Genomic DNA, 18900 nt, shown 5'->3' on the forward strand with positions numbered 1-18900 from the left:
TCTTGCGGGTTTGTCTGCTTGCCAGCGGTAGCAAAGGCAACGCCATATATATAGAAAGCGCCGAGACGCGAATCCTGGTGGACGCGGGTCTCTCGGCCCGGGAGACCGCTGCCCGGCTCGCCGGGATCGGCGTGGACCCCGAGCGGCTCGACGCGCTGCTGATCACCCACGAGCACGGCGATCACTGCCGCGGGCTCGGCCCCATGGCCAGGCGCTACAACCTTCCGGTCTACCTGACCCCCGGCACCCGCCAGGCCCTGCCCAACCCCGGGCGGATCGAGGGGTTCAGTGAGTTTGAGGCCGGCGATGCCATCGAACTGCGGGATCTGCTGATCCAGACCTTTCCGCTGACCCACGATGCAGCTGCCCCGGCGGGATTTTCCATCGATACCTGCGAAGGCAGGATCAGCATCGCCACCGACCTGGGCATTGCCACGCGGCTGGTCGCCGAACGCCTCAAGCAAAGCCGGGTGCTCATCCTGGAGTCGAACCACGACGAAACCATGCTCCGCGACGGCCCCTACCCCTGGCCCCTGAAGCAGCGGGTGCGCAGCAACCACGGGCATCTCTCCAACGCCGCCTCGTCAGAACTGCTCCAGGGTCTACTCTGGGAGGGTCTCGAGGCTGTTTTTTTGGCCCACCTCAGCGAGGTCAACAATCTGCCGAAACTGGCCGAACAGTGCGCCCGCCAGGTGCTCGACCGCCAGAACGCCTGCGCGCCGACCCTGATCCTCGGTGCCCAGCACCAGGCGAGCGCCTGCTTTGAACAGTGATTCATCAAGAAGTGTATTTCTGCTGGATAAAAATGCCGAGATCCTGAACGGAGACCCTTTGCCGCAGGGGCGGAACCACCGCCGTTGCGTTCTGCCGTTTCCGCAGGGAACGAAGCGCAAAACATGCATTTAGGAGAACCTATGGCCTGGAGAATAGTTGTCGGCTTGAAGGACGGGGTCACCGATGCCCGCGGAGAGCGGGTCCGCCGCGAAATCGGGCACCACCTCGGGATCGAGCTGCAGAACGTCCGTACCCTGGACGTCTACACCGTGGACGCGCTGTTGAGCGAGGAGGAGGTCGAGGCGGCCGCACTGGGCCCGTTTTCCGACCCGGTCATCCAGGAGGTGGCCATCAACCGGCCGCTGGCCCATGACTTCGACATCCTCATCGAGGTCGGCTTCCGCCCCGGGGTCACCGACAACGTCGGGCGTACTGCCCGCGAGGCGATCCAGTACCTGACCGGGCGCAAGTTCCAGGGCGGCGAGGGGGTCTACACCTCGACCCAGTACCTGCTGACCGGCGGGGTGGACAAGGAAGCGGCGGAGAAGATCGCCGCGGGGTTTCTCGCCAACGGCCTGATTCAGCGCTGGAACATCCTCAGTGCCGACGAGCTCGACCCGGCCATGGGCGTGCCGGTGACCGTACCCAAGGTGACCAGCGACGTGCAGCCGGTGGTGCAGGCCATGGACCTGAACGTCGCCGACGAGCAGCTGCTCAAGCTCAGCAGGGACGGCATGCTCGCTTTGAATCTCGAAGAGATGAAGACCCTGCAGGCCTACGCCGCCGACCCCGAGGTCCGGCAGGCCCGCGCCGCCGTCGGGCTGGGGGCGGACCTCACCGACGTCGAGCTCGAGGCGCTGGCCCAGACCTGGAGCGAGCACTGCAAGCACAAGATCTTCTCGGCGCGCATCGAGTACACCGACGAGACCGGCAAGCAGGAGACCATCAACTCGCTGTTCAAGACCTACATCGTCGGCGCCACCCGCGACATCCGCGCCAAGCTCGGCGAGAAGGATTTCTGTCTCTCGGTGTTCAAGGACAACGCCGGCGTCATCCGCTTCAACGACGACTGGAGCCTGGTCTTCAAGGTCGAGACCCATAACTCGCCCAGCGCCCTCGATCCCTACGGCGGGGCCCTGACCGGCATCGTCGGGGTCAACCGCGACCCCTTCGGCACGGGACTTGGTGCGCGGCTGATCTTCAACACCGACGTCTTCTGTTTCGCCTCGCCCTTCTACGACAAGCCCCTGCCGCCGCGCCTGCTGCATCCCCGGCGGATTTTCGAGGGTGTGGTCGAGGGGGTCGAACACGGCGGCAACAAGAGCGGGGTCCCCACGGTCAACGGCTCCATCGTCTTCGACGAGCGCTTCGCCGGCAAGCCCCTGGTCTACTGCGGCACCGCCGCGATCATGCCGGCCAGGATCGGCGAGCGGCTCTGCCACGAGAAAAAGGCCCAGGTCGGCGACCACATTATCATGACCGGCGGCCGCATCGGCAAGGACGGCATCCACGGCGCCACCTTCTCCTCGGAAGAGCTGCACGAAGGCTCGCCGGTGACCGCCGTGCAGATCGGCGACCCCATCACCCAGCGGCGGATGTTCGATTTTCTGACCATCGCCCGCGACCGGGGGCTGTACAGCTCCATCACCGACAACGGGGCAGGGGGGCTCTCCTCCTCGGTCGGCGAGATGGGCGAGGACACCGGCGGCTTCGAGCTGCACCTGGACCGCGCCCCCCTCAAGTACCCGGGCCTGCAGCCCTGGGAGATCCTCATCTCCGAGGCTCAGGAGCGCATGACCCTGGCGGTGCCGCCCCACAACCTCGAAGCCTTCATGGCCCTGGCCGCCGAGATGGACGTGGAAGCCACCGACCTGGGCGTATTTAATGATTCTGGCTATTTCCACTGCCTCTACGAAGGCAAAACCGTCTGCTACCTGAGCATGGAGTTTATCCACGAAGGGGTGCCGCAGATGGTGATCCCTGCCCGCTGGGAGCCGAAGCAGCTCAGCGAGCCCGAGCTGGCCCAGCCGGCCGATTACAACGCAACCCTCAAGGGCCTGCTCGGCAGGCTCGACATCTGCTCGAAAGAGAGCGTGGTGCGCCGCTACGACCACGAGGTGCAGGCCGGCACGGTCATCAAGCCCCTGGTCGGGGTGGCCAACGACGGGCCTTCCGACGCCGCGGTCTTCCGCCCCCTGTTCGACTCCTTCGAAGGGGTGGTGGTTTCCCACGGCATCTGCCCGAGCTACTCGGACATCGACACCTACCACATGATGGCCTGCGCCATCGACGAGGGGCTGCGCAACTACGTGGCGGTGGGCGGCGACGTCGAGCATGTGGCCGGTCTCGACAACTTCTGCTGGTGCGACCCGGTCAAGAGCGAGAAGACTCCCGACGGCGAATACAAGGCTGCCCAGCTGGTGCGGGCCAACAAGGCCCTCTACGACTACTGCACCGCCCTGGGGGTGCCGCTGATCTCGGGCAAGGACTCGATGAAGAACGACTACCAGATCGGCGACACCAAGATCTCCATCCCGCCCACCGTGCTGTTCTCGGTGATCGGCAAGATCGAGGACGTGCGCCAGGCGGTCTCCATGGACGTCAAGCGCCCCGGCGACCTGGTCTACCTGCTCGGCGTCACCCGCGACGAGCTCGGCGGCTCGGAATACTACGCCAGCCAGGGCCAGCTCGGCAAAAACGTGCCCAAGGTTGATGCCGGCTACGCCCTGGATCTTTACAAGGCCCTCAACCGCGCCCAGCGCGAGGGGCTCATCGCCTCGTGCCACGACCTTTCCGACGGCGGGCTCGCTGTGGCCCTGGCCGAAAAGGCCTTCGCCGGCGGCTTCGGCATCCGCGCCGAACTCGGCAAGGTCAAGACCGACGGCGCTCTGCGCGAGGACAAGATCCTGTTCTCCGAATCCCAGAGCCGCCTGCTGGTGACGGTGCGTCCCGAGAAGCGGGCCGGCTTCGAAGCGCTCTTCGCCGGCCGCGACGCGGCGCTGATCGGCGAGGTGACCGAGGCGCCGGTGGTGGAGATCCTCGGCACTCAGGGCCAAAAGCTGGTCAGCGCAGACATCAACCAACTCAAAGAGGCGTGGCAGGCGCCGTTGCGGGAGCTGTAAACCATGTCGAAACAAGTCAAAGCCATCGTTATCGCCGGCAACGGCACCAACTGCGAGCGCGAGGTCGCCAACGCCTGCCGCCTGGCCGGGGCCGAGGTGGCCGACATCGTCCATGTGGCCGAGTTGCTGGCCGGGCGGGTGCGCCTCGACGACTACCACTTTCTCAACCTGGCCGGCGGCTTTCTCGACGGCGACGACCTGGGCAGCGCCAAGGCCGGCGCCAACCGTCTGCTGCACGCCCCGGTCAAGGGGAGCCAGGAACACCTCTCGGATCAGCTGCAGCGCTTCGTCGAGGACGGCAAGCTGGTCATGGGGGTCTGCAACGGCTTTCAGCTGATGGTCAAGATGGGCCTGCTGCCGGCGCTCGGCGGGGAGCATCGCAAGCAGAGCACCACCCTGACCTTCAACGAGGGGGGGCGCTTCGAGGACCGCTGGGCCTATCTCAAGGTCGACCCGCAATCGCCCTGCATCTTCACCAAGGGGCTCGAGGGGGTCTACCTGCCGATCCGCCACGGCGAGGGCAAGTTCGTCGCTGACAGCGCCGCTACCCTGAAAGCGTTGGAAGACAAGCACCTGACCGCGGTCAAGTATTCGGATGCCGCCTACCAGGCGCCGACCATGGACTACCCGCTCAACCCCAACGGTTCGCAGAACGCCATCGCCGGCATCTGCGACGAGAGCGGCCGGCTGTTCGGGTTGATGCCGCATCCCGAGGCCTACGTGCACCGCACCCATCATCCGCGCTGGACCCGCGAGGACGATCTGCCCGAAGAGGGGATGGGCCTGTGGCTCTACCAGAACGCCGTACGATTCGTGCGTGAGAACCTGCTGTAGGGGCGCAATTCATTGCACCTTTAGGAACGGATCGCCAGGCATTGCCCGGGCGCGATGTATCGCGCCCCTACCGCGGGGCTGGCGGGGCCCTATCTTTTTTTCGTGGGCCTGTGCTAGACTGGCCCCTGGTGAACGCCGGATTAACCGGCGGAAGTAGCTGTCTTACAGACAGAAAACTGCTCACGCAGAGAGGTTCGTAACTGCATGTTTGACAAATTGCACGAAGAATGCGGCGTGTTCGGCATCTACGGCCATCCCGAAGCGGCCAACCTGTCCTATCTCGGACTTTATGCCCTTCAGCATCGCGGCCAGGAGAGCTGCGGAATCGTCGCCTCGGACGGCACCAAGCTGCGCGCCCACAAGGGCATGGGGCTGGTCGCCGACGTGTTCAAGCACGATTCGGTTTTCGCCAATCTTCCCGGCTCCAGCGCCATCGGCCATGTGCGCTACTCAACGGCCGGAGGGAACGATTTCAAGAACTGCCAGCCGATCATGGTCGACTACGCCCGCGGCAGCATCGCCGTGGCGCACAACGGCAACCTGGTCAACGCCCAGGAACTGCGCAACGAACTGGAGCACCAGGGGTCGATCTTTTCCACCATCGCCGACACCGAGGTCATCATCCACCTGCTGGCCCGGGCCCAGTGCGATGCACTCCCCGATCGCATCACCGAGGCCCTGACCCGGGTCAAGGGGGCCTACAGCCTGGTGTTTCTCACCGAAACCCGGATGGTTGCGGTGCGCGATCCCAACGGTTTCCGGCCGCTGGCCCTGGGCAAGCTCGACGGCGCCTACGTGGTCGCCTCGGAGACCTGCGCCTTTGACCTGATCGAGGCCGAGTTCATCCGCGAAATCGAGCCCGGCGAGATGATCCTGGTCGACAAGCATGGGCTGAAGTCCTTCTTCCCCTTCCCCAAGAGCGTCGCGGCCCCCTGCATCTTCGAGCACATCTACTTCGCCCGCCCCGACAGCATCCTCTTCGGCAAGCAGGTTTACGGCGTGCGCAAGGAGTTTGGCCGGCAGCTGGCCCGCGAGCACGCGGTGGAGGCCGACCTGGTCCTGCCCATCCCCGATTCGGGGGTGCCGGCGGCCATCGGCTACGCCGAGGAATCGGGGATACCCTTCCAGCTCGGGCTGATCCGCAACCACTACGTGGGGCGCACCTTCATCGAGCCCCAGCAGTCGATCCGCCATTTCGGGGTCAAGATCAAGCTCAACCCGGTGCGGGACCTCATCGAGGGCAAGCGCGTGGTGGTCATCGACGACTCCATCGTGCGCGGCACCACCGCCCGCAAGATCATCAAGATGATCCGCAACGCCGGCGCCAAGGAGATCCACGTGCGCATCTCCAGCCCGCCGACCAGCTTCCCCTGCTATTACGGCATCGACACTCCGACCCGCAAGGAGCTGATCTCCTCCTCGCACACCATCGAGGAGATCAACCGCTACATCACCTCCGATTCCCTCGGCTACCTCTCCCGGGAGGGGATGCGGGCCGCCGCCGGCGCCCCCGAAGGGAGCGGCAAGAGCTTCTGCGACGCCTGTTTCAGCGGCTACTACCCGGTCAAATTCCCCCGGCTCAAGTCCGACAGTCAGCTGGGGTTGTTTTAAAATGTAGGGGCAGGCCTTGTGCCTGCCCCTGCCTTTTAGGGCGAACACGCAGGTTCGCCCCTACCATTTTTTTGAATTGAGGAGGATTTTCCATGACCCAGGCGGAGAGAGACGAACTGATGCAGATCATCCGGGAGCTCAGCTACGAGCAGCGCGAGGTGACGCTGGCTTCCGGGCGCAAGAGCAACTTCTATTTCGACGGCAAGCAGACCACCCTGCACGCCAAGGGCGGGCTGCTGGTGGGCAAGGCCTTCTACCAGGAGGTCAAGCAGTTTCCCGGACCCATTCACGGGGTGGGCGGGCTGACCCTTGGGGCTGATCCCATCGCCACCGCCACCTCCATCGCCGCCCAGCTGGCCGGCGACGAGATGGCCGCCTTCATTATCCGCAAGGAGCCCAAGGGGCACGGCACCGGCCAGTGGCTCGAGGGGCGCAAGAACCTGCCCAAGGGCTCGCGGGTGGTCATCGTCGAGGATGTGACCACCACCGGCGGCTCGTCCATGAAAGCCGTCGAGCGCGCCCGCGAGGAAGGACTCGAAGTGGTCGGCATCGTCACCCTGGTCGACCGCGAAGAGGGCGCCCGCGACAACATCGAGAAGGAAGGGGTCGCCCTGCGCGCCGTCTTTACCCGCACTCAGGTTGTCGGGTAGCAGGCTCGAGAATAATGGAAAAAGGAAAGGGGCGCTTGCTGGCGCCCCTTTTCTTTTTTCGTGATGCGTAATGCGTAATGCGTAACTGGTTTAACCCCTTACGCCTTACGCATTACGGATTTGTCACTCTTCGTCGGGAATCTTAAAGACCTCGAGCACCCCGGGCAGGGCGCGCATCGCGCCGATGTCGAGGTTTCTGGTTTCGCCGATGACTCCGAGGATGATGCGGTTGGCGCCGGTCGACTGGTGAAAGTCGAAGTCCCGGTCGATCAGGTACTGCTTCACCTTCTGCAGGTCGTCGTCGCTGGCCTGTTTCTTCATTACCACGAGCATGGGTTCAGATTCCTTTCGTCCGGATGCGTTCGAGGCGTCGCGATTCGTCGATCACCCGCTCGAACAGGCGGACGATGGCGCTGTCTTCCAGGGGGCCGGGGTTGGCGGAGCGCATTTTATCGAATATCCGTTTTTCCCGCCCGGGATCGTAAACCGGAATCCCGAGTTCCTTCTTGATCTCGCCGATCTGCAGGGCCAGGGAGGCCCGCTGGTTGAAGATTCTGAGCAGCTCTTCGTCCAGACGGTCGATTTCCTCGCGGATCTGGTTGATATCCAACTGGGATCTCCTTAAAAATTTTTCCGGATGATGGTATCGCGTTTCCAGTGAACGTCATCCGTGTCGGGGTGGTCGATGGTGTAGTGCAGCCCGCGGCTTTCCTTGCGCTCCAGGGCGCAGCGCACGATCAGTTCGGCCACCGTGGTGATGTTGCGCAGCTCGATCAGGTCCGAGGTGATGTAGAAATCCCAGTAATAGTCGGTGATTTCATCCTGGATCATCTGAATGCGGCGCAGCGCCCGCACCAGGCGCTTGCTGGAGCGCACGATGCCGACGTAGTTCCACATGCAGCGGCGGATCTCGTCCCAGTTGTGGGCGACCACCACCTCCTCGTCGCTGTTGGTGGCGTTGCCGGCATCCCAGGCGGCAATGGGCGGGAAGGGGGTGGGCTTCTCCTTGATCCGCTCCAGGGACTGGCGGGCCGCCCGGTTGCCGTACACCACCCCTTCGAGCAGGCTGTTGCTGGCCAGGCGGTTGGCGCCGTGCAGCCCGGTAAAGGAGGCCTCGCCGATGGCGAAGAGGTTGCGGATGTCCGACTCGCCCCAGTTGTCGACCTTGACCCCCCCGCACAGGTAATGGGCGGCGGGTACCACCGGGATCGGCTCTTTGGTCATGTCGATGCCGTAGGAGAGGCAGGTTTCGTAGATATTGGGGAAACGGCTGGTGATGTAGTCCGCGCCGCGATGGGTGATATCGAGAAAGACGCAGTCGTCGCCGTGGACCTTCATCTCGTTGTCGATCGCCCGGGCGACGATGTCCCGGGGCGCCAGGTCCTTCAATTGATGGTACTGCTCCATGAAGGCGCTGCCGTCGCGGCGCCTGAGGATCGCCCCCTCGCCCCGCACCGCTTCGGAGATCAGAAACGATTTGGCGTGGGGATGATACAGGGTGGTGGGGTGAAACTGCATGAACTCCATGTTGGCGATGGTGGCCCCGGCCCGGTAGGCCATGGCGACGCCGTCGCCGGTGGCGACATCGGGGTTGCAGGTGTAGAGGTAGACCTTGCCGGCCCCGCCGGTAGCCAACACCGTGATGCGCGCCCCGAAGGTGACGACCTCCTTGTTGCGGATGTCCAGCACATAGGCCCCCAGGCAGCGGTTGGGCGACTGGCGGCGATGGGTCACCTTGGCCTCGGTGATCAGGTCGATGGCGTTATGGTGCTCGTAGATGGTGATATTGGGATGGTTGGACGCCGCCTCGACCAGGGCTCTCTCGATTTCCCGCCCGGTGACATCCTTGGCATGCAGAATGCGCCGCTGGGAATGGCCCCCCTCCCGGGTGAGGTCATAGGTGTTGTCGTCATTCTTGGTGAATTTGACGCCCCAGTCGATCAGATCCTGAATCGCCTCGGGCCCGGCTTCTACCACCATCTGCACCACGTCCTGGTGGGAGAGGAAGGCGCCGGCCACCATGGTGTCCTGGATGTGCGCTTCGAAGCTGTCGGTTTCGGACAGAACCGAGGCGATCCCCCCCTGGGCCAGGTTCGTCGCAGTTTCGGATACTTCGCGCTTGGTGACCACCGCCACACTGCCGTGACCGGCCACCTTCAACGCATAAGAAAGTCCGGCGATACCGCTGCCGATGACCAGAAAATCCGCCGTAATCTTCATCTTCCGGGCCTCAGGGTTGGAGCGGACCGGACCTGTTCCGGGAGAAACCGTTGGCGTTTCGCGCCGGTGGGCAAAATTGGTCCATAGTCTGCATGAAATTTGGATGAGCGAGTCATTATCGGCGGGCGGCAAGTGGATGTCAAGGCTTTTGCCCGCCTAAATAGGTTGAAATACAACACCTTTTGGGTTATATTGCTCAACTGGATGCCAACGGAACGAGTCATGACCGAATGCCGTAAACACCACCTGCCGAGACTTTTTTCGCCGCTTTTCTTGGCGGCGCTCCTGGTTCTGCCGGCCCTTGGGCACGCTGATATCTACAAGTACGTCGACGAAAAGGGCGTCGTCCACTTCACCAACATCCCTACCGGAACCCAGTACGCCTTTTACATGAAGGAGTCGGTGGTCAGCGAGGCTCCCACCAGCAATAACGGGTCGCTCTCCGACCTGATCAGTCATTACGCCGACATGTTCGGCCTGGAGGCGGCACTGGTGCAGGCCGTCATCAAGGTCGAGAGCAATTATAACCCCAATGTGGTTTCCACCAAAGGGGCCCAGGGGCTGATGCAGCTGATCCCGGAAACCGCCCAGGACATGCAGGTGCGCAACCCCTTTAATCCCGAGGAAAACATCCGCGGCGGCAGCCGCTACCTGCGGCTGATGCTGGATCAGTTCAACGGCAATCTCGACCTGGCCCTGGCCGCCTACAATGCCGGGCCCGGCTCGGTCCAACGCTACGGCGGCATCCCCCCCTTCGACGAAACCCGCAACTACATCCAGCGGGTAAAGAAGCACCTCGACCGCTACCGGCAGGGCAAGGACCCGATCCTATGAACCTGCGCTCCGGGCGCCTGAATCTACCCAACATGCTGACCCTGGGGCGGGTCGCGGCGATCCCCGTGCTGGTCATCCTCATGCTCTTCGATAGCCGCGAGGCCGGCTTCTGGGCGGCCGTGGTGTTCGGGCTGGCCTCGCTCACCGACTGGCTCGACGGCTACCTGGCGCGCAAGTGGGAAATCGTCACCGTTCTCGGCAAATTCCTCGACCCCCTGGCCGACAAGCTGCTGGTCATGGCGGCGCTGATCATGCTGATCCCCATGGGCCGGGTGCCTGCCTGGGCGGTCTTTCTCATCCTGGCCCGGGAAATCACCATCACCGGGCTGCGCTCCATCGCCTCCAGCGAGGGGATCGTCATTGCCGCCAGCGACCTGGGCAAGTTCAAAACCATCTTCCAGATGACCGCCATCCCCGGTTTGCTGCTGCATTACGACTATTACTGGCTGTTCGGTCTGCGCTGGGAACTCTTCCATGTCAACATGCACAATTTCGGGATTTTCTTCTTCTGGGTCGCCTTCGTCATGACCATGTGGTCGGGAGGGGACTATCTGGTTAAATTCTTTAGGGTTATCTCCCGCTAGCCGGCCCGGCGGGCAAAAGAAATTTTTCGAAAAACCTGTTGACTTGGCCAAGGTCATTTGTTATTAATAGCTCCGCTCGTCAGGGCGCCCCAAAAATGCGGGAATAACTCAGTGGTAGAGTGCAACCTTGCCAAGGTTGAAGTCGCGGGTTCGAATCCCGTTTCCCGCTCCAAGACAACTAAGCGGAATCCTTATGGATTCCGCTTTTTTTCTGCCTGGCTTTCACAAGGACTTTCACAAGGTTTTGTGGCTCTCGGGACTTGCGTTCCTGCGGAGAAAATCCTCGCCGAAAAAAGCCAGTATCTTCTCGTAATCCTCCTCCAGTCCTTCGACGTAATCCCCGTACACCCCGTAGATCATCTTTTTCGATCCGTGCCCCATCAGCCTGACCAACTTCAGCAGGTCGATGCCAATGGTCCTAGCCCAGGCGGCGAAGGAATGGCGAAGGCCGTAGGGTACCCGGTGGGGGAGGTGGCTCTCATCCAGGGCCGGATACCATACGTGGTTGAGGAAATTTGTAGCTCGAAAAATTGTTCCGCACGGGGTGGTCACAAGGTGCTCCCCGGGCGCCCGGGACGCTGGAACTCGCCGACAGGCATTTCTTCGAGACCCTGGTACGCATCCACCGCGCCGGCGAGGGAGCCCCCCATCATGGTGAGGCGACTGCCCCAGCGCCCCATCAACACTGAGCCATTGGCTGACTGTACTCAGGTAAAACTATTGCAGGTCCTCTCGTCAGGGGGGCAGTTGTTTTTCTTTTTTTTAAGATCGGGCAATCTAAATCTCCTGGGGGATGGCACTTATAACGAACGTTGGGGCTCTGGAAACAGCACCTGCGGCTACAGGCAAAGGGCTTGTCAAATCCTCCGGCCCAAACACGCTGGTTTTACCTTGCGAGAGAGGCCAATCGCCAATGGTACAATGACCTGAGCCGAAAAAATTTTACCCGTTCCGGGAACCTTTTGCCGCCCCGGGGCATCTAAGGGGTGAAGCCAAAGAAAAGGAGATTTCAACATGGATGAGCCAGGCGCAATCCGTGCAACCCCAGATACAGCCTCAGACCTGGATGTGGTGGCCCGCATCAGGCAGGGTGACGGCGCCAGCTTCGAATTGATCATGCGCCGCTACAACCGACGTCTCTACCGCATCGCTCGGGGCATCCTGCGCAACGAGGCCGAGGCTGAAGACGCAGTTCAGGAGGCCTATGTCAGAGCCTACCAGAAGCTAGACCGTTTCGAAGGAAAGGGGCCGCTTTCCGCCTGGCTGGCCAGAATCACCGTCAATGAGGCGCTGGGTCGTCTGCGAGCAGCGGCCGTCGTTAACAACAGTATTTCTTTGGACGACCCGGAACGAGGAGAGGGGGCGAATTATATGGCTGAACTGACCTTTCCAGGACCCAGCCCGGAACAGGATGCGGCACGGGGCGAATTTCGGCGGATGCTCGAGGTGGCCATTGATGCCCTTCCCGACGTCTACAGGCTAGTCTTCGTCCTGCGAGGCCTGGAAGAGCTGTCGGTGGCTGAGACCGCCGATTGCCTGGAGTTGGAGCAGGCGACGGTCAAGACCCGCTATCACCGGGCGCGCAAGATCCTGCAGGAGCACCTCGCCGGGTTGGTGCAGGCGACGGCCGGAGAGGCCTTCCCCTTCGCAGGGGAGCGTTGTGACCGGATCGTCGCCGGGGTCCTGCGGCGACTTGGCATCCGCGGCCAGAGATAAAGAGCCACCCGGAACCTCTGCTGCTTCAGGCCCGCGGATAAATGTGAATACCTTCAGAGAAAGGGGAACTCGTCATGAGACAGCTGCTAACAATTGTTGTCGCTCTGTTGGCCCTGGTTGCGGTCGCCTGTGCGGGCAGCATGAACGCCCCGCCGGACGCCCCGTACAAAAAAGTCAGCGACTTGGTGCCGCTGCCGGAATTTCTCCCGGGGATGGGCAGCCTCTACGTGCAGCCCGCCACCCTGCCAGTCGGCCCGTTTCTCGCTTACGACCGGGAGGGAATGCTGGTGTCGACCATCTACATGGTTCCCATGGAAGAGATGCAGCAGCACAAGAACTTCACCGGTCTGGCGGTGGGCAGCGACCAGGTCAAGAAGGTGGATCTGACCTATAACGCCGGCCACCCCGGCGTGGAAGCTCCCCATTACCATGTGACCATCTGGCACGTCGACCCCGCCACGGCCAAGGTGAAATAGCCATGATCAGTCGACGCGCAGTCCTCCAGGCCGGCGGCCTCTGGCTCGCCGGCCTGGCGCTCGGCCGCATCGCTTGGAGCGCGGAAGAGCAGCAGGTGCTCGAGATCCACATGCGCAGCGATCCTGGCGGAGCCCATGTCGTTTTCGATCCCATCGGCCTGCTGGTCAGCCCGGGCCAGCGGGTGCGCTGGGTGAACGACGGACACAACGTGCACACCACCACCGCCTATCACCCGGACAACCTCCGGCATCCCCTGCGCATCCCCGCTGCCGCCGAGCCCTGGGATTCGGGTTATCTGATCAACCCCGGCGACAGCTTCGAGGTTCGCTTTACCGTCGAGGGGGTTTATGATTATTACTGCACGCCCCACGAAGCTGCCGGAATGGTCGGGCGGATCGTCGTCTTGGGGTCCGGGAAGAACGACTCAGCACTCCTTGAGCCCTACCCGGAAGATGCCGGGAACCCGGCGTGGAAAAAGGTCCCCCAGGCAGCCCTGGCGAACTTTCCCACGGTTGAATCCATCTTGAAAGGAGGCAATTAGCAATGGGTGATACGGTCAGAAACGACCTGTCAGGAAAACGTTTCGAGATGGAGGTGGCTGGCTCCCTGGCCTTTCTCGACTATGAGTTGGAAGAAAGCGCCATCGCCCTGGTCCATACTGAGGTCCCGCCGGAACTTGAGGGGATGGGACTTGGCAGTAAGCTTGTTAAAGCAGCATTGGATTATGCTGAAGCAGAGGGGCTGAAGGTCATCCCTCAATGTCCTTTTGTCGCCAAATATATCGAACGACATAAAGAGTACGGGTACTTGATTCAATAATGGCCAGGACCGCGCCGGAAGATCGTATTTTTATCGGTCTTGAATACCCAATGAAAGGAGTATGCCGTGCCAGAGAGTTTTCCCCCGCAGTTCTACAGGCAGATTATCGATCAGGCACCTGATGCCGTGCTGTTTTCAGATCGGGAAGGGATAATCCGTCTGTGGAACCGCGGTTGCGAACTGGTTTTCGGTTACAGTGCAGCAGAAGCCCTGGGCCAGTCACTCGACCTGATTATCCCGGAGAGGTTGCGTGGTCGCCATTGGGAGGGGTATTGGCGGGTGATGGAAACTGGAGAAACCCGTTACGGAACGGACCTGCTTTCGGTTCCGGCGCTGCATCGGGATGGGCACCAGCTCTCTTGTGCTTTTTCCATCGTCATGCTCAAGGACGAACAAGGCATGCCGCTTGGCGTGGCCTCCATCATGCGTGATGTGACCGCTGCTTTTGACAAAGAGAAAGCCCTGAAGAAACGGATCGCCGAGCTGGAACTCGCCCAGGCCACTGGCGCGTGAGCCCTGGAACTTTTCGCTAGCAAATACATGCGGCGTCACGGTTTTTCGACCGTAACGCCGCATGCTTTCTGGAAGGCAAAGCAACAGCTCGAAACAAATGAAAAAGGAAAACCTTCTATTCCTGCGAGGCGACCGTGTCCTTGAGCATCCCCTGGTCACAGGCTTCCTCCAGACAGGACTCCACCACCGGCCATAACGACGGGGCGCCTGTCTTGATCGGCAACATCCGTTGGATGACCTGTTTTTTCTCAATGTTATGGATGCGCCAGGTGCCGCCACCGGTGTTGAAATTTTGCAGAAGCACTTGGAATCGATCCAGGGCGTTAGCGAAACGGGCCTCGGGTGTGTCTCCTTGCTCGAACTCATCCCAAATGGCCCGGAAATCTGCCGCTAAGTCTGAAGGCAGCAGGCCAAATACCTGATCTGCTGCAAGTCTTTCGCGCTCTTCCTTACCCTTGTTGCCTTCCACATCGTAGCAGAAGGTGTCGCCCGCCTCGATTTCGATTACATCGTGAACAAGCAGCATCTTCAAGACTCGCAACTGGTCTAATTCATGGGGAGCATATTCAGCCAGCACCATTGCCATGGTGGCGATGTGCCAGGAATGTTCAGCGCTGTTTTCCCGACGAGATTCATTCATCAGCAGGTTCTGTCGGATCACTTGTTTGAGGCGGTCCAAATGTTCAATAAAGCAAATTTGTTTCTTCATTCTATCCATATCAATGTTCATCTACCATATCTCCTGCAGGAAAGCGTCGCCCCCCAATTTTTCGGTTTTGTCCAATCCCGTGAGTGACTCATTCTTTCGCCGAAAGTTTAATTGTATTGATTTTTTTACTCTTCCACTCTGCCGTTGAGGTAAGAAACCAGGTTTATCTTCCGGTTGGTAAGACCAAGTTTATTCCGGATGCTTTCCCGGTGGCGATTAACCGTAGCGGGTGAGATGGCCCGGAGGTTGGCAATCTCCTTGGAGGACAATCCGTGTTTGATCATATTGGAAATCAATAATTCGACCGGACTGAGTTTGTTGAGTACGTCTTGGTTCCCTTCGACAAAAGGAGAGATGATGTCGGCAAAGTTTTTCTTGAGGAGATCTAAATATTTCAACTGCCTAGGGTCCATTTCAGCTTGTAGGGCATAAAAAATTGGCGTGATGATCTTTTCGATCTTGGCCTGTATTGAGAGGCCGATCATTTTTTTCTCTCTCTGGCTTTGGGCCAGGGAATCATGAAGAGCCGCGTTAGCATCCTGCAGAGCTTGCCGTTCCACTTGCAACTGACGTTGGGTCTTGATCCGTTCAACGGCTTTGGCAATGTGATCACTGACGGCATCAATCAATAGTCGCTCTTCCTTAAGGAATGGCCCCTCATCGAGCTGTTGCATTTTCTTAAGGTAGTGAACTTCCACCAGACCCTCTTGCCGACCAGCGATAACAATGGCGGCTTTCTGATTCCATTGGGTCGACTTGAAATTGCTCGACTGAAATGTTCGCTCTTTGTAGACAATTCTGGCAGAGGCTATTTCCGGGAACTGCCAAGAGCCGGGTAGCAGATCAACGACTCCTTGCAAAATCTTTTCGATCGAATCCTCATTCTGCTCGATCAACTTGACCAGGCTGTAGAGACAGTCAAGTTCCTTAATGCGCTCCCGCAGTTGCCTTTCCAGCCAACTGTCTTTTTGATCGCTGTCCATTCCCTTCTCCTGTCGTACAGACGGGAACTCAGTGCCCCGAGAATCTCCTTCTTCGCACGATTCACAAGAGCACTTCCCGACGTTAGCCATTTTTTCCCCCAGTTCCCCATTTTGTGATTGCCCAATTTTCATAGGCATTCCATGGGTAACTTAATCGTATTTACGTGGCTAGAGTGTAACGATAGAGTTGAAAAAAGGCAAGACTGCAGGACGGTTATGACGAGTGCTGCTGAAGGCAGCATGGGGCCGGTAGGAAGAGGCAAAGAGCGTGGAAAACTTAATCAAAAGATCAATCCATATAAACAAGCTGATTCTTTACTTTGGGTCGTTTTTCAACCATGACTCCGTGCCTAGGCATGAATGTCTAAAAATCGCAAAAGAATCGTCTCTTTTGCACCGTAAGCTTGTTTTTGATAGAGATTTATTGTCCTACGAAAAGCATATAATTCTAGCGAAGCAGGTGTACGGACTTATGTTGAAAAAATTCGGAAATCAACAAATTGTAAATGACATTCTATTTTGCGGTTCCACAGAGCGATCCTGGGAAGAAACGGGATTTCTACTTAGTAACTTATATGAAGTAGATATAAACAGTAAGGAGATTTATGCTTTTTGCTACTTATACGAGATAAATAAGATGAAATATATAGACAGCCCTTTAACTGAAGCGAACTCTATAGCTCCTTAAAGTAAATCTATAAAAGAGTAAAGAATCAGTGGGGAGACGATGAATGCGAAGGTGGCCAGATTCTCTACGGTTGAGAACAAGAAGGTTTTTAGACGGAATTGATCCATTCCCTTGTGGTGACATTCTTCACATGAAAAACATAAATTGTCTCTTCGCTTATATTAAAAAAGAGGACATTCACAATGGAAAAATCATTCTATACGACCAGGAAACGAGCCTAAAGACTCAATTTAATTCGGCGGGTGAAATGTTCGATGCCGGTTGGGTTATCGATATGCGAAGAAATGGCGATCTACGATTTATATATCTTGATGAATCAAGTATTGGAAAGAAAAAATCTAAAGAAAATTCTTAGGCAACGCCATTGATTAAATCAAACAAGAAAAACTGTTGAAAAAAAATGTCTTGATCTGCCGTCAATTAAACGTGTTTTTTGGGATGGACAGACAGTTATGCCAGAAAGAATTGTTTACATCACAGATTACGACTACAAACGCTTGGGATTGCTTTTGGAAAGCATGAACAGTGTTCCGCAAAACAGGCGGAACGACTTGAGTTGCCTGGAAAACGAGCTGGAATCATGCAGGGTAGTTGCTCCCAACGAGATTCCAGCCAATGTTGTCACCCTTAACTCACGAATAAGGTATTTCAATCTCAACAGCAAAGAAGAGAGAATTGTGACATTAGTTTTTCCCAGCAACGCAGATCTTTCAAAAGGACGGGTTTCGATCATCTCCCCCCTCGGGGCGGCGATCCTTGGCTACGCGGAGGGAGATGTCGTCGTGTGGAAGACATTTTCCGGGAGGAAAACCATCCGGATTGAGGAGGTTATCTACCAACCTGAAGCGGCTGGGGACTTTCATCTGTAACGACTCCAGCATTGAATGCTTATTTCGTTTCGTGGGGAGACGATCAAGATGAAGGCGAATAAAAAAGGAGAAAGAGAGATGATGCTGTTCAGACTCGTGGGCAAGATCGTAACCAAAATTCTATTTTGGAGAGAGGTCGCGATCCAGCGAGAGGCGCTAGGCAGCTTGAGTGATGAGTTATTGAAAGACATTGGAATTACCCGGGCAGAGGCTGTTCGTGAAGCGAGTCGGCCTTTCTGGGATACCGCTCCAGCGGAAGATGGATTGTACCGAAGAGGACCGTCTGCGGTCCTGAAACAGCGAACCAATTAATTGCTTGGCCTAGGAGAGCATCATGCTCACATCGTCAGTCGTTGAACCAGGGTTCCTGTCCATGTTGGCCGTACCCCTTCTGGTCTTCATCGCCCGCATCCTCGATGTTAGCATCGGCACTCTGCGCATAACCTTCATTTCCCGGGGGCTGAAAGCCTTGGCGGCTCCTTTGGGTTTTGTCGAGTCGCTGATTTGGGTCCTTGCCATCTCTCAGGTCATGCAGCATCTGCACAATTGGGGGACTTATCTCGCCTTTGCCCTTGGCTTTGGAGCGGGCAACTACGTGGGGCTCCTGCTGGAGGAACGTCTCGCCGTGGGCAACCTCATTATCCGTACCATCGCCCACGACGAGGCACCAGGGTTGGCAGCCGCCCTGTGGAAAGCGGGTTTTGGAGTTACCAGCGTGGATGCTCGCGGGCAGACCGGACCGGTCAAAGTCATTTTTACCGTAGCGAAAAGGCGCAATCTTAAAAATGTCATCAATCTCATCAGGCAGTTTAACCCGGACGCCTTGTACACCATCGAGGACGTCCGCTTTTTCAACGGGGCGTTGCGCCAGCTCTCCCAGCAAAGAAAATGATGGACGTCCGGTAACGGATGGTGCGACCAGGCCAGCCGCGTTGAGAGGCGATGCCGCCCGCCCAAACTTGTTGGTTGAGGACGAGTCATTCTAAGCCCATTCCCCAATAGCACTTTGTTGAGAAATCCATGGAACTCGAAAGGAAAAACACTATGAACGCAAGAACGATTTACATCACAGAAACGGACCATCAGAAACTGGAAGAATATATTGACGCGGCAAAAAGATCCGGCCGGAACGGCCGAGATAAATTAACCGAGCTGGAAGAGGAACTGGAAAATTGCAGCATCGTGAGCCCCCGGGAGATCCCGCCCGACGTTGTAACCCTCAACTCCCGGTTCAGATTCCGCGATTTAGCCAATGGCGAGGAGAAGATTGTGACCCTGGTGTTCCCGGGCAGCGCAGATCTGTCCGAAGGTCGAATTTCGGTGACCTCCCCTGTCGGAACGGCCATTCTCGGCTATGCAGTCGGGGACGTCATCGAATGGAAGGTGCTTGCGGGTAAAAAAACCATCCGAATCGAAGAAGTCATCTACCAACCGGAGGCTGCCGGCGATTATCACCGGTAAAGGGAAAATACCTGCCTCATCCAAGGGTCGTTATGT

The 18900-nt window shown here is 58.6% G+C and carries 23 protein-coding genes and 1 tRNA gene; 18 read left to right on the forward strand and 6 right to left on the reverse strand.

The genetic code is table 11. The annotated features are described in order from the left end of the window. Positions 1–2: 2 nt before the first annotated feature. The 5 genes from DESUT3_RS09850 (at position 3) to pyrE (ending at position 6991) form a co-directional block, all read left to right on the forward strand. Positions 3–773: an MBL fold metallo-hydrolase gene (locus DESUT3_RS09850; RefSeq protein WP_221252308.1), complete on the forward strand. Its 771-nt coding sequence runs from the start codon at positions 3–5 to the stop codon at positions 771–773. A 141-nt stretch (positions 774–914) separates the two neighbouring features. After that, entirely contained in the window at positions 915–3896 is a 2982-nt protein-coding gene (locus DESUT3_RS09855; RefSeq protein ID WP_221252309.1) for a phosphoribosylformylglycinamidine synthase subunit PurS, read from the forward strand. Positions 3897–3899: 3 nt separating this feature from the next. Continuing rightward, entirely contained in the window at positions 3900–4730 is an 831-nt protein-coding gene (locus DESUT3_RS09860; RefSeq protein WP_221252310.1) for a phosphoribosylformylglycinamidine synthase subunit PurQ, read from the forward strand. Between the two features lie 204 nt (positions 4731–4934). After that, positions 4935–6341, forward strand: a complete 1407-nt coding sequence (purF, locus tag DESUT3_RS09865) for an amidophosphoribosyltransferase (RefSeq protein WP_221252311.1) — start codon at positions 4935–4937, stop codon at positions 6339–6341. Between the two features lie 92 nt (positions 6342–6433). Beyond that, entirely contained in the window at positions 6434–6991 is a 558-nt protein-coding gene (gene pyrE, locus DESUT3_RS09870; RefSeq protein ID WP_221252312.1) for an orotate phosphoribosyltransferase, read from the forward strand. A 123-nt stretch (positions 6992–7114) separates the two neighbouring features. On the opposite strand, the gene DESUT3_RS09875 is transcribed toward pyrE, so the two are convergent. From DESUT3_RS09875 to nadB, 3 genes are read right to left on the reverse strand one after another with little or no spacing between them, the layout of a single operon-like run. Further along, a complete protein-coding gene (locus tag DESUT3_RS09875; RefSeq protein WP_221252313.1) occupies positions 7115–7324 on the reverse strand; it encodes a hypothetical protein in 210 nt (69 codons plus the stop codon). 4 nt (positions 7325–7328) lie between these two features. Then, positions 7329–7601, reverse strand: a complete 273-nt coding sequence (locus tag DESUT3_RS09880; protein WP_221252314.1) for a chorismate mutase — start codon at positions 7599–7601, stop codon at positions 7329–7331. An 11-nt stretch (positions 7602–7612) separates the two neighbouring features. Further along, complete coding sequence (gene nadB / locus DESUT3_RS09885; RefSeq protein WP_221252315.1) at positions 7613–9211, reverse strand: L-aspartate oxidase; 1599 nt, start codon at positions 9209–9211, stop codon at positions 7613–7615. A 222-nt stretch (positions 9212–9433) separates the two neighbouring features. Between nadB and DESUT3_RS09890 the strand changes: the two genes are divergently transcribed. The 3 genes from DESUT3_RS09890 (at position 9434) to DESUT3_RS09900 (ending at position 10801) form a co-directional block, all read left to right on the forward strand. Next, positions 9434–10045, forward strand: coding sequence for a lytic transglycosylase domain-containing protein (locus DESUT3_RS09890; RefSeq protein ID WP_221252316.1), 612 nt, complete (start codon positions 9434–9436; stop codon positions 10043–10045). Then, positions 10042–10629, forward strand: a complete 588-nt coding sequence (gene pgsA / locus DESUT3_RS09895; RefSeq protein ID WP_221252317.1) for a CDP-diacylglycerol--glycerol-3-phosphate 3-phosphatidyltransferase — start codon at positions 10042–10044, stop codon at positions 10627–10629. Before DESUT3_RS09890 ends, pgsA begins: the two co-directional genes overlap by 4 nt. A gap of 97 nt (positions 10630–10726) precedes the next feature. Beyond that, positions 10727–10801 (forward strand) — tRNA-Gly (locus DESUT3_RS09900). Between the two features lie 62 nt (positions 10802–10863). Here DESUT3_RS09900 and DESUT3_RS09905 read toward each other — a convergent pair. Continuing rightward, entirely contained in the window at positions 10864–11181 is a 318-nt protein-coding gene (locus tag DESUT3_RS09905) for a site-specific integrase (protein ID WP_221252616.1), read from the reverse strand. Between DESUT3_RS09905 and DESUT3_RS09910 the strand changes: the two genes are divergently transcribed. From DESUT3_RS09910 to DESUT3_RS09935, 6 genes are all read left to right on the forward strand, one after another. Continuing rightward, positions 11160–11318 carry a DUF6448 family protein gene (locus tag DESUT3_RS09910; RefSeq protein ID WP_221252318.1) on the forward strand — a complete coding sequence of 53 codons (159 nt, stop codon included), beginning with the start codon at positions 11160–11162 and terminating at the stop codon, positions 11316–11318. The genes DESUT3_RS09905 and DESUT3_RS09910 overlap by 22 nt on opposite strands. Before the next feature lie 325 nt (positions 11319–11643). Further along, a complete protein-coding gene (locus tag DESUT3_RS09915; RefSeq protein WP_225911666.1) occupies positions 11644–12345 on the forward strand; it encodes an RNA polymerase sigma factor in 702 nt (233 codons plus the stop codon). 74 nt (positions 12346–12419) lie between these two features. Further along, on the forward strand, positions 12420–12821 hold the full coding sequence (locus tag DESUT3_RS09920; protein WP_221252320.1) for a hypothetical protein: 402 nt from the start codon (positions 12420–12422) through the stop codon (positions 12819–12821). A gap of 2 nt (positions 12822–12823) precedes the next feature. Further along, on the forward strand, positions 12824–13363 hold the full coding sequence (locus DESUT3_RS09925; RefSeq protein ID WP_221252321.1) for a plastocyanin/azurin family copper-binding protein: 540 nt from the start codon (positions 12824–12826) through the stop codon (positions 13361–13363). 2 nt (positions 13364–13365) lie between these two features. Then, on the forward strand, positions 13366–13641 hold the full coding sequence (locus DESUT3_RS09930) for a GNAT family N-acetyltransferase (protein WP_221252322.1): 276 nt from the start codon (positions 13366–13368) through the stop codon (positions 13639–13641). Positions 13642–13707: 66 nt separating this feature from the next. Beyond that, entirely contained in the window at positions 13708–14154 is a 447-nt protein-coding gene (locus tag DESUT3_RS09935) for a PAS domain-containing protein (protein WP_221252323.1), read from the forward strand. A 115-nt stretch (positions 14155–14269) separates the two neighbouring features. On the opposite strand, the gene DESUT3_RS09940 is transcribed toward DESUT3_RS09935, so the two are convergent. Together DESUT3_RS09940 and DESUT3_RS09945 are read right to left on the reverse strand one after the other, a co-directional pair. Next, positions 14270–14884: an HD domain-containing protein gene (locus DESUT3_RS09940; RefSeq protein ID WP_225911667.1), complete on the reverse strand. Its 615-nt coding sequence runs from the start codon at positions 14882–14884 to the stop codon at positions 14270–14272. A 104-nt stretch (positions 14885–14988) separates the two neighbouring features. After that, entirely contained in the window at positions 14989–15846 is an 858-nt protein-coding gene (locus tag DESUT3_RS09945) for a helix-turn-helix transcriptional regulator (RefSeq protein ID WP_221252324.1), read from the reverse strand. Positions 15847–16986: 1140 nt separating this feature from the next. Here DESUT3_RS09945 and rnk (DESUT3_RS09950) point away from each other — a divergent pair. From rnk (DESUT3_RS09950) to rnk (DESUT3_RS09965), 4 genes are all read left to right on the forward strand, one after another. After that, on the forward strand, positions 16987–17403 hold the full coding sequence (rnk, locus tag DESUT3_RS09950; RefSeq protein WP_221252325.1) for a nucleoside diphosphate kinase regulator: 417 nt from the start codon (positions 16987–16989) through the stop codon (positions 17401–17403). Between the two features lie 48 nt (positions 17404–17451). Beyond that, entirely contained in the window at positions 17452–17715 is a 264-nt protein-coding gene (locus DESUT3_RS09955; RefSeq protein ID WP_221252326.1) for a DUF1127 domain-containing protein, read from the forward strand. Positions 17716–17737: 22 nt separating this feature from the next. Further along, positions 17738–18295, forward strand: coding sequence for a DUF2179 domain-containing protein (locus tag DESUT3_RS09960; protein WP_221252327.1), 558 nt, complete (start codon positions 17738–17740; stop codon positions 18293–18295). A gap of 152 nt (positions 18296–18447) precedes the next feature. After that, positions 18448–18864, forward strand: coding sequence for a nucleoside diphosphate kinase regulator (gene rnk, locus DESUT3_RS09965; RefSeq protein ID WP_221252328.1), 417 nt, complete (start codon positions 18448–18450; stop codon positions 18862–18864). Positions 18865–18900: the final 36 nt, after the last annotated feature.

The organism is Desulfuromonas versatilis (assembly GCF_019704135.1).
GTDB lineage: Bacteria > Desulfobacterota > Desulfuromonadia > Desulfuromonadales > NIT-T3 > Desulfuromonas_A > Desulfuromonas_A versatilis.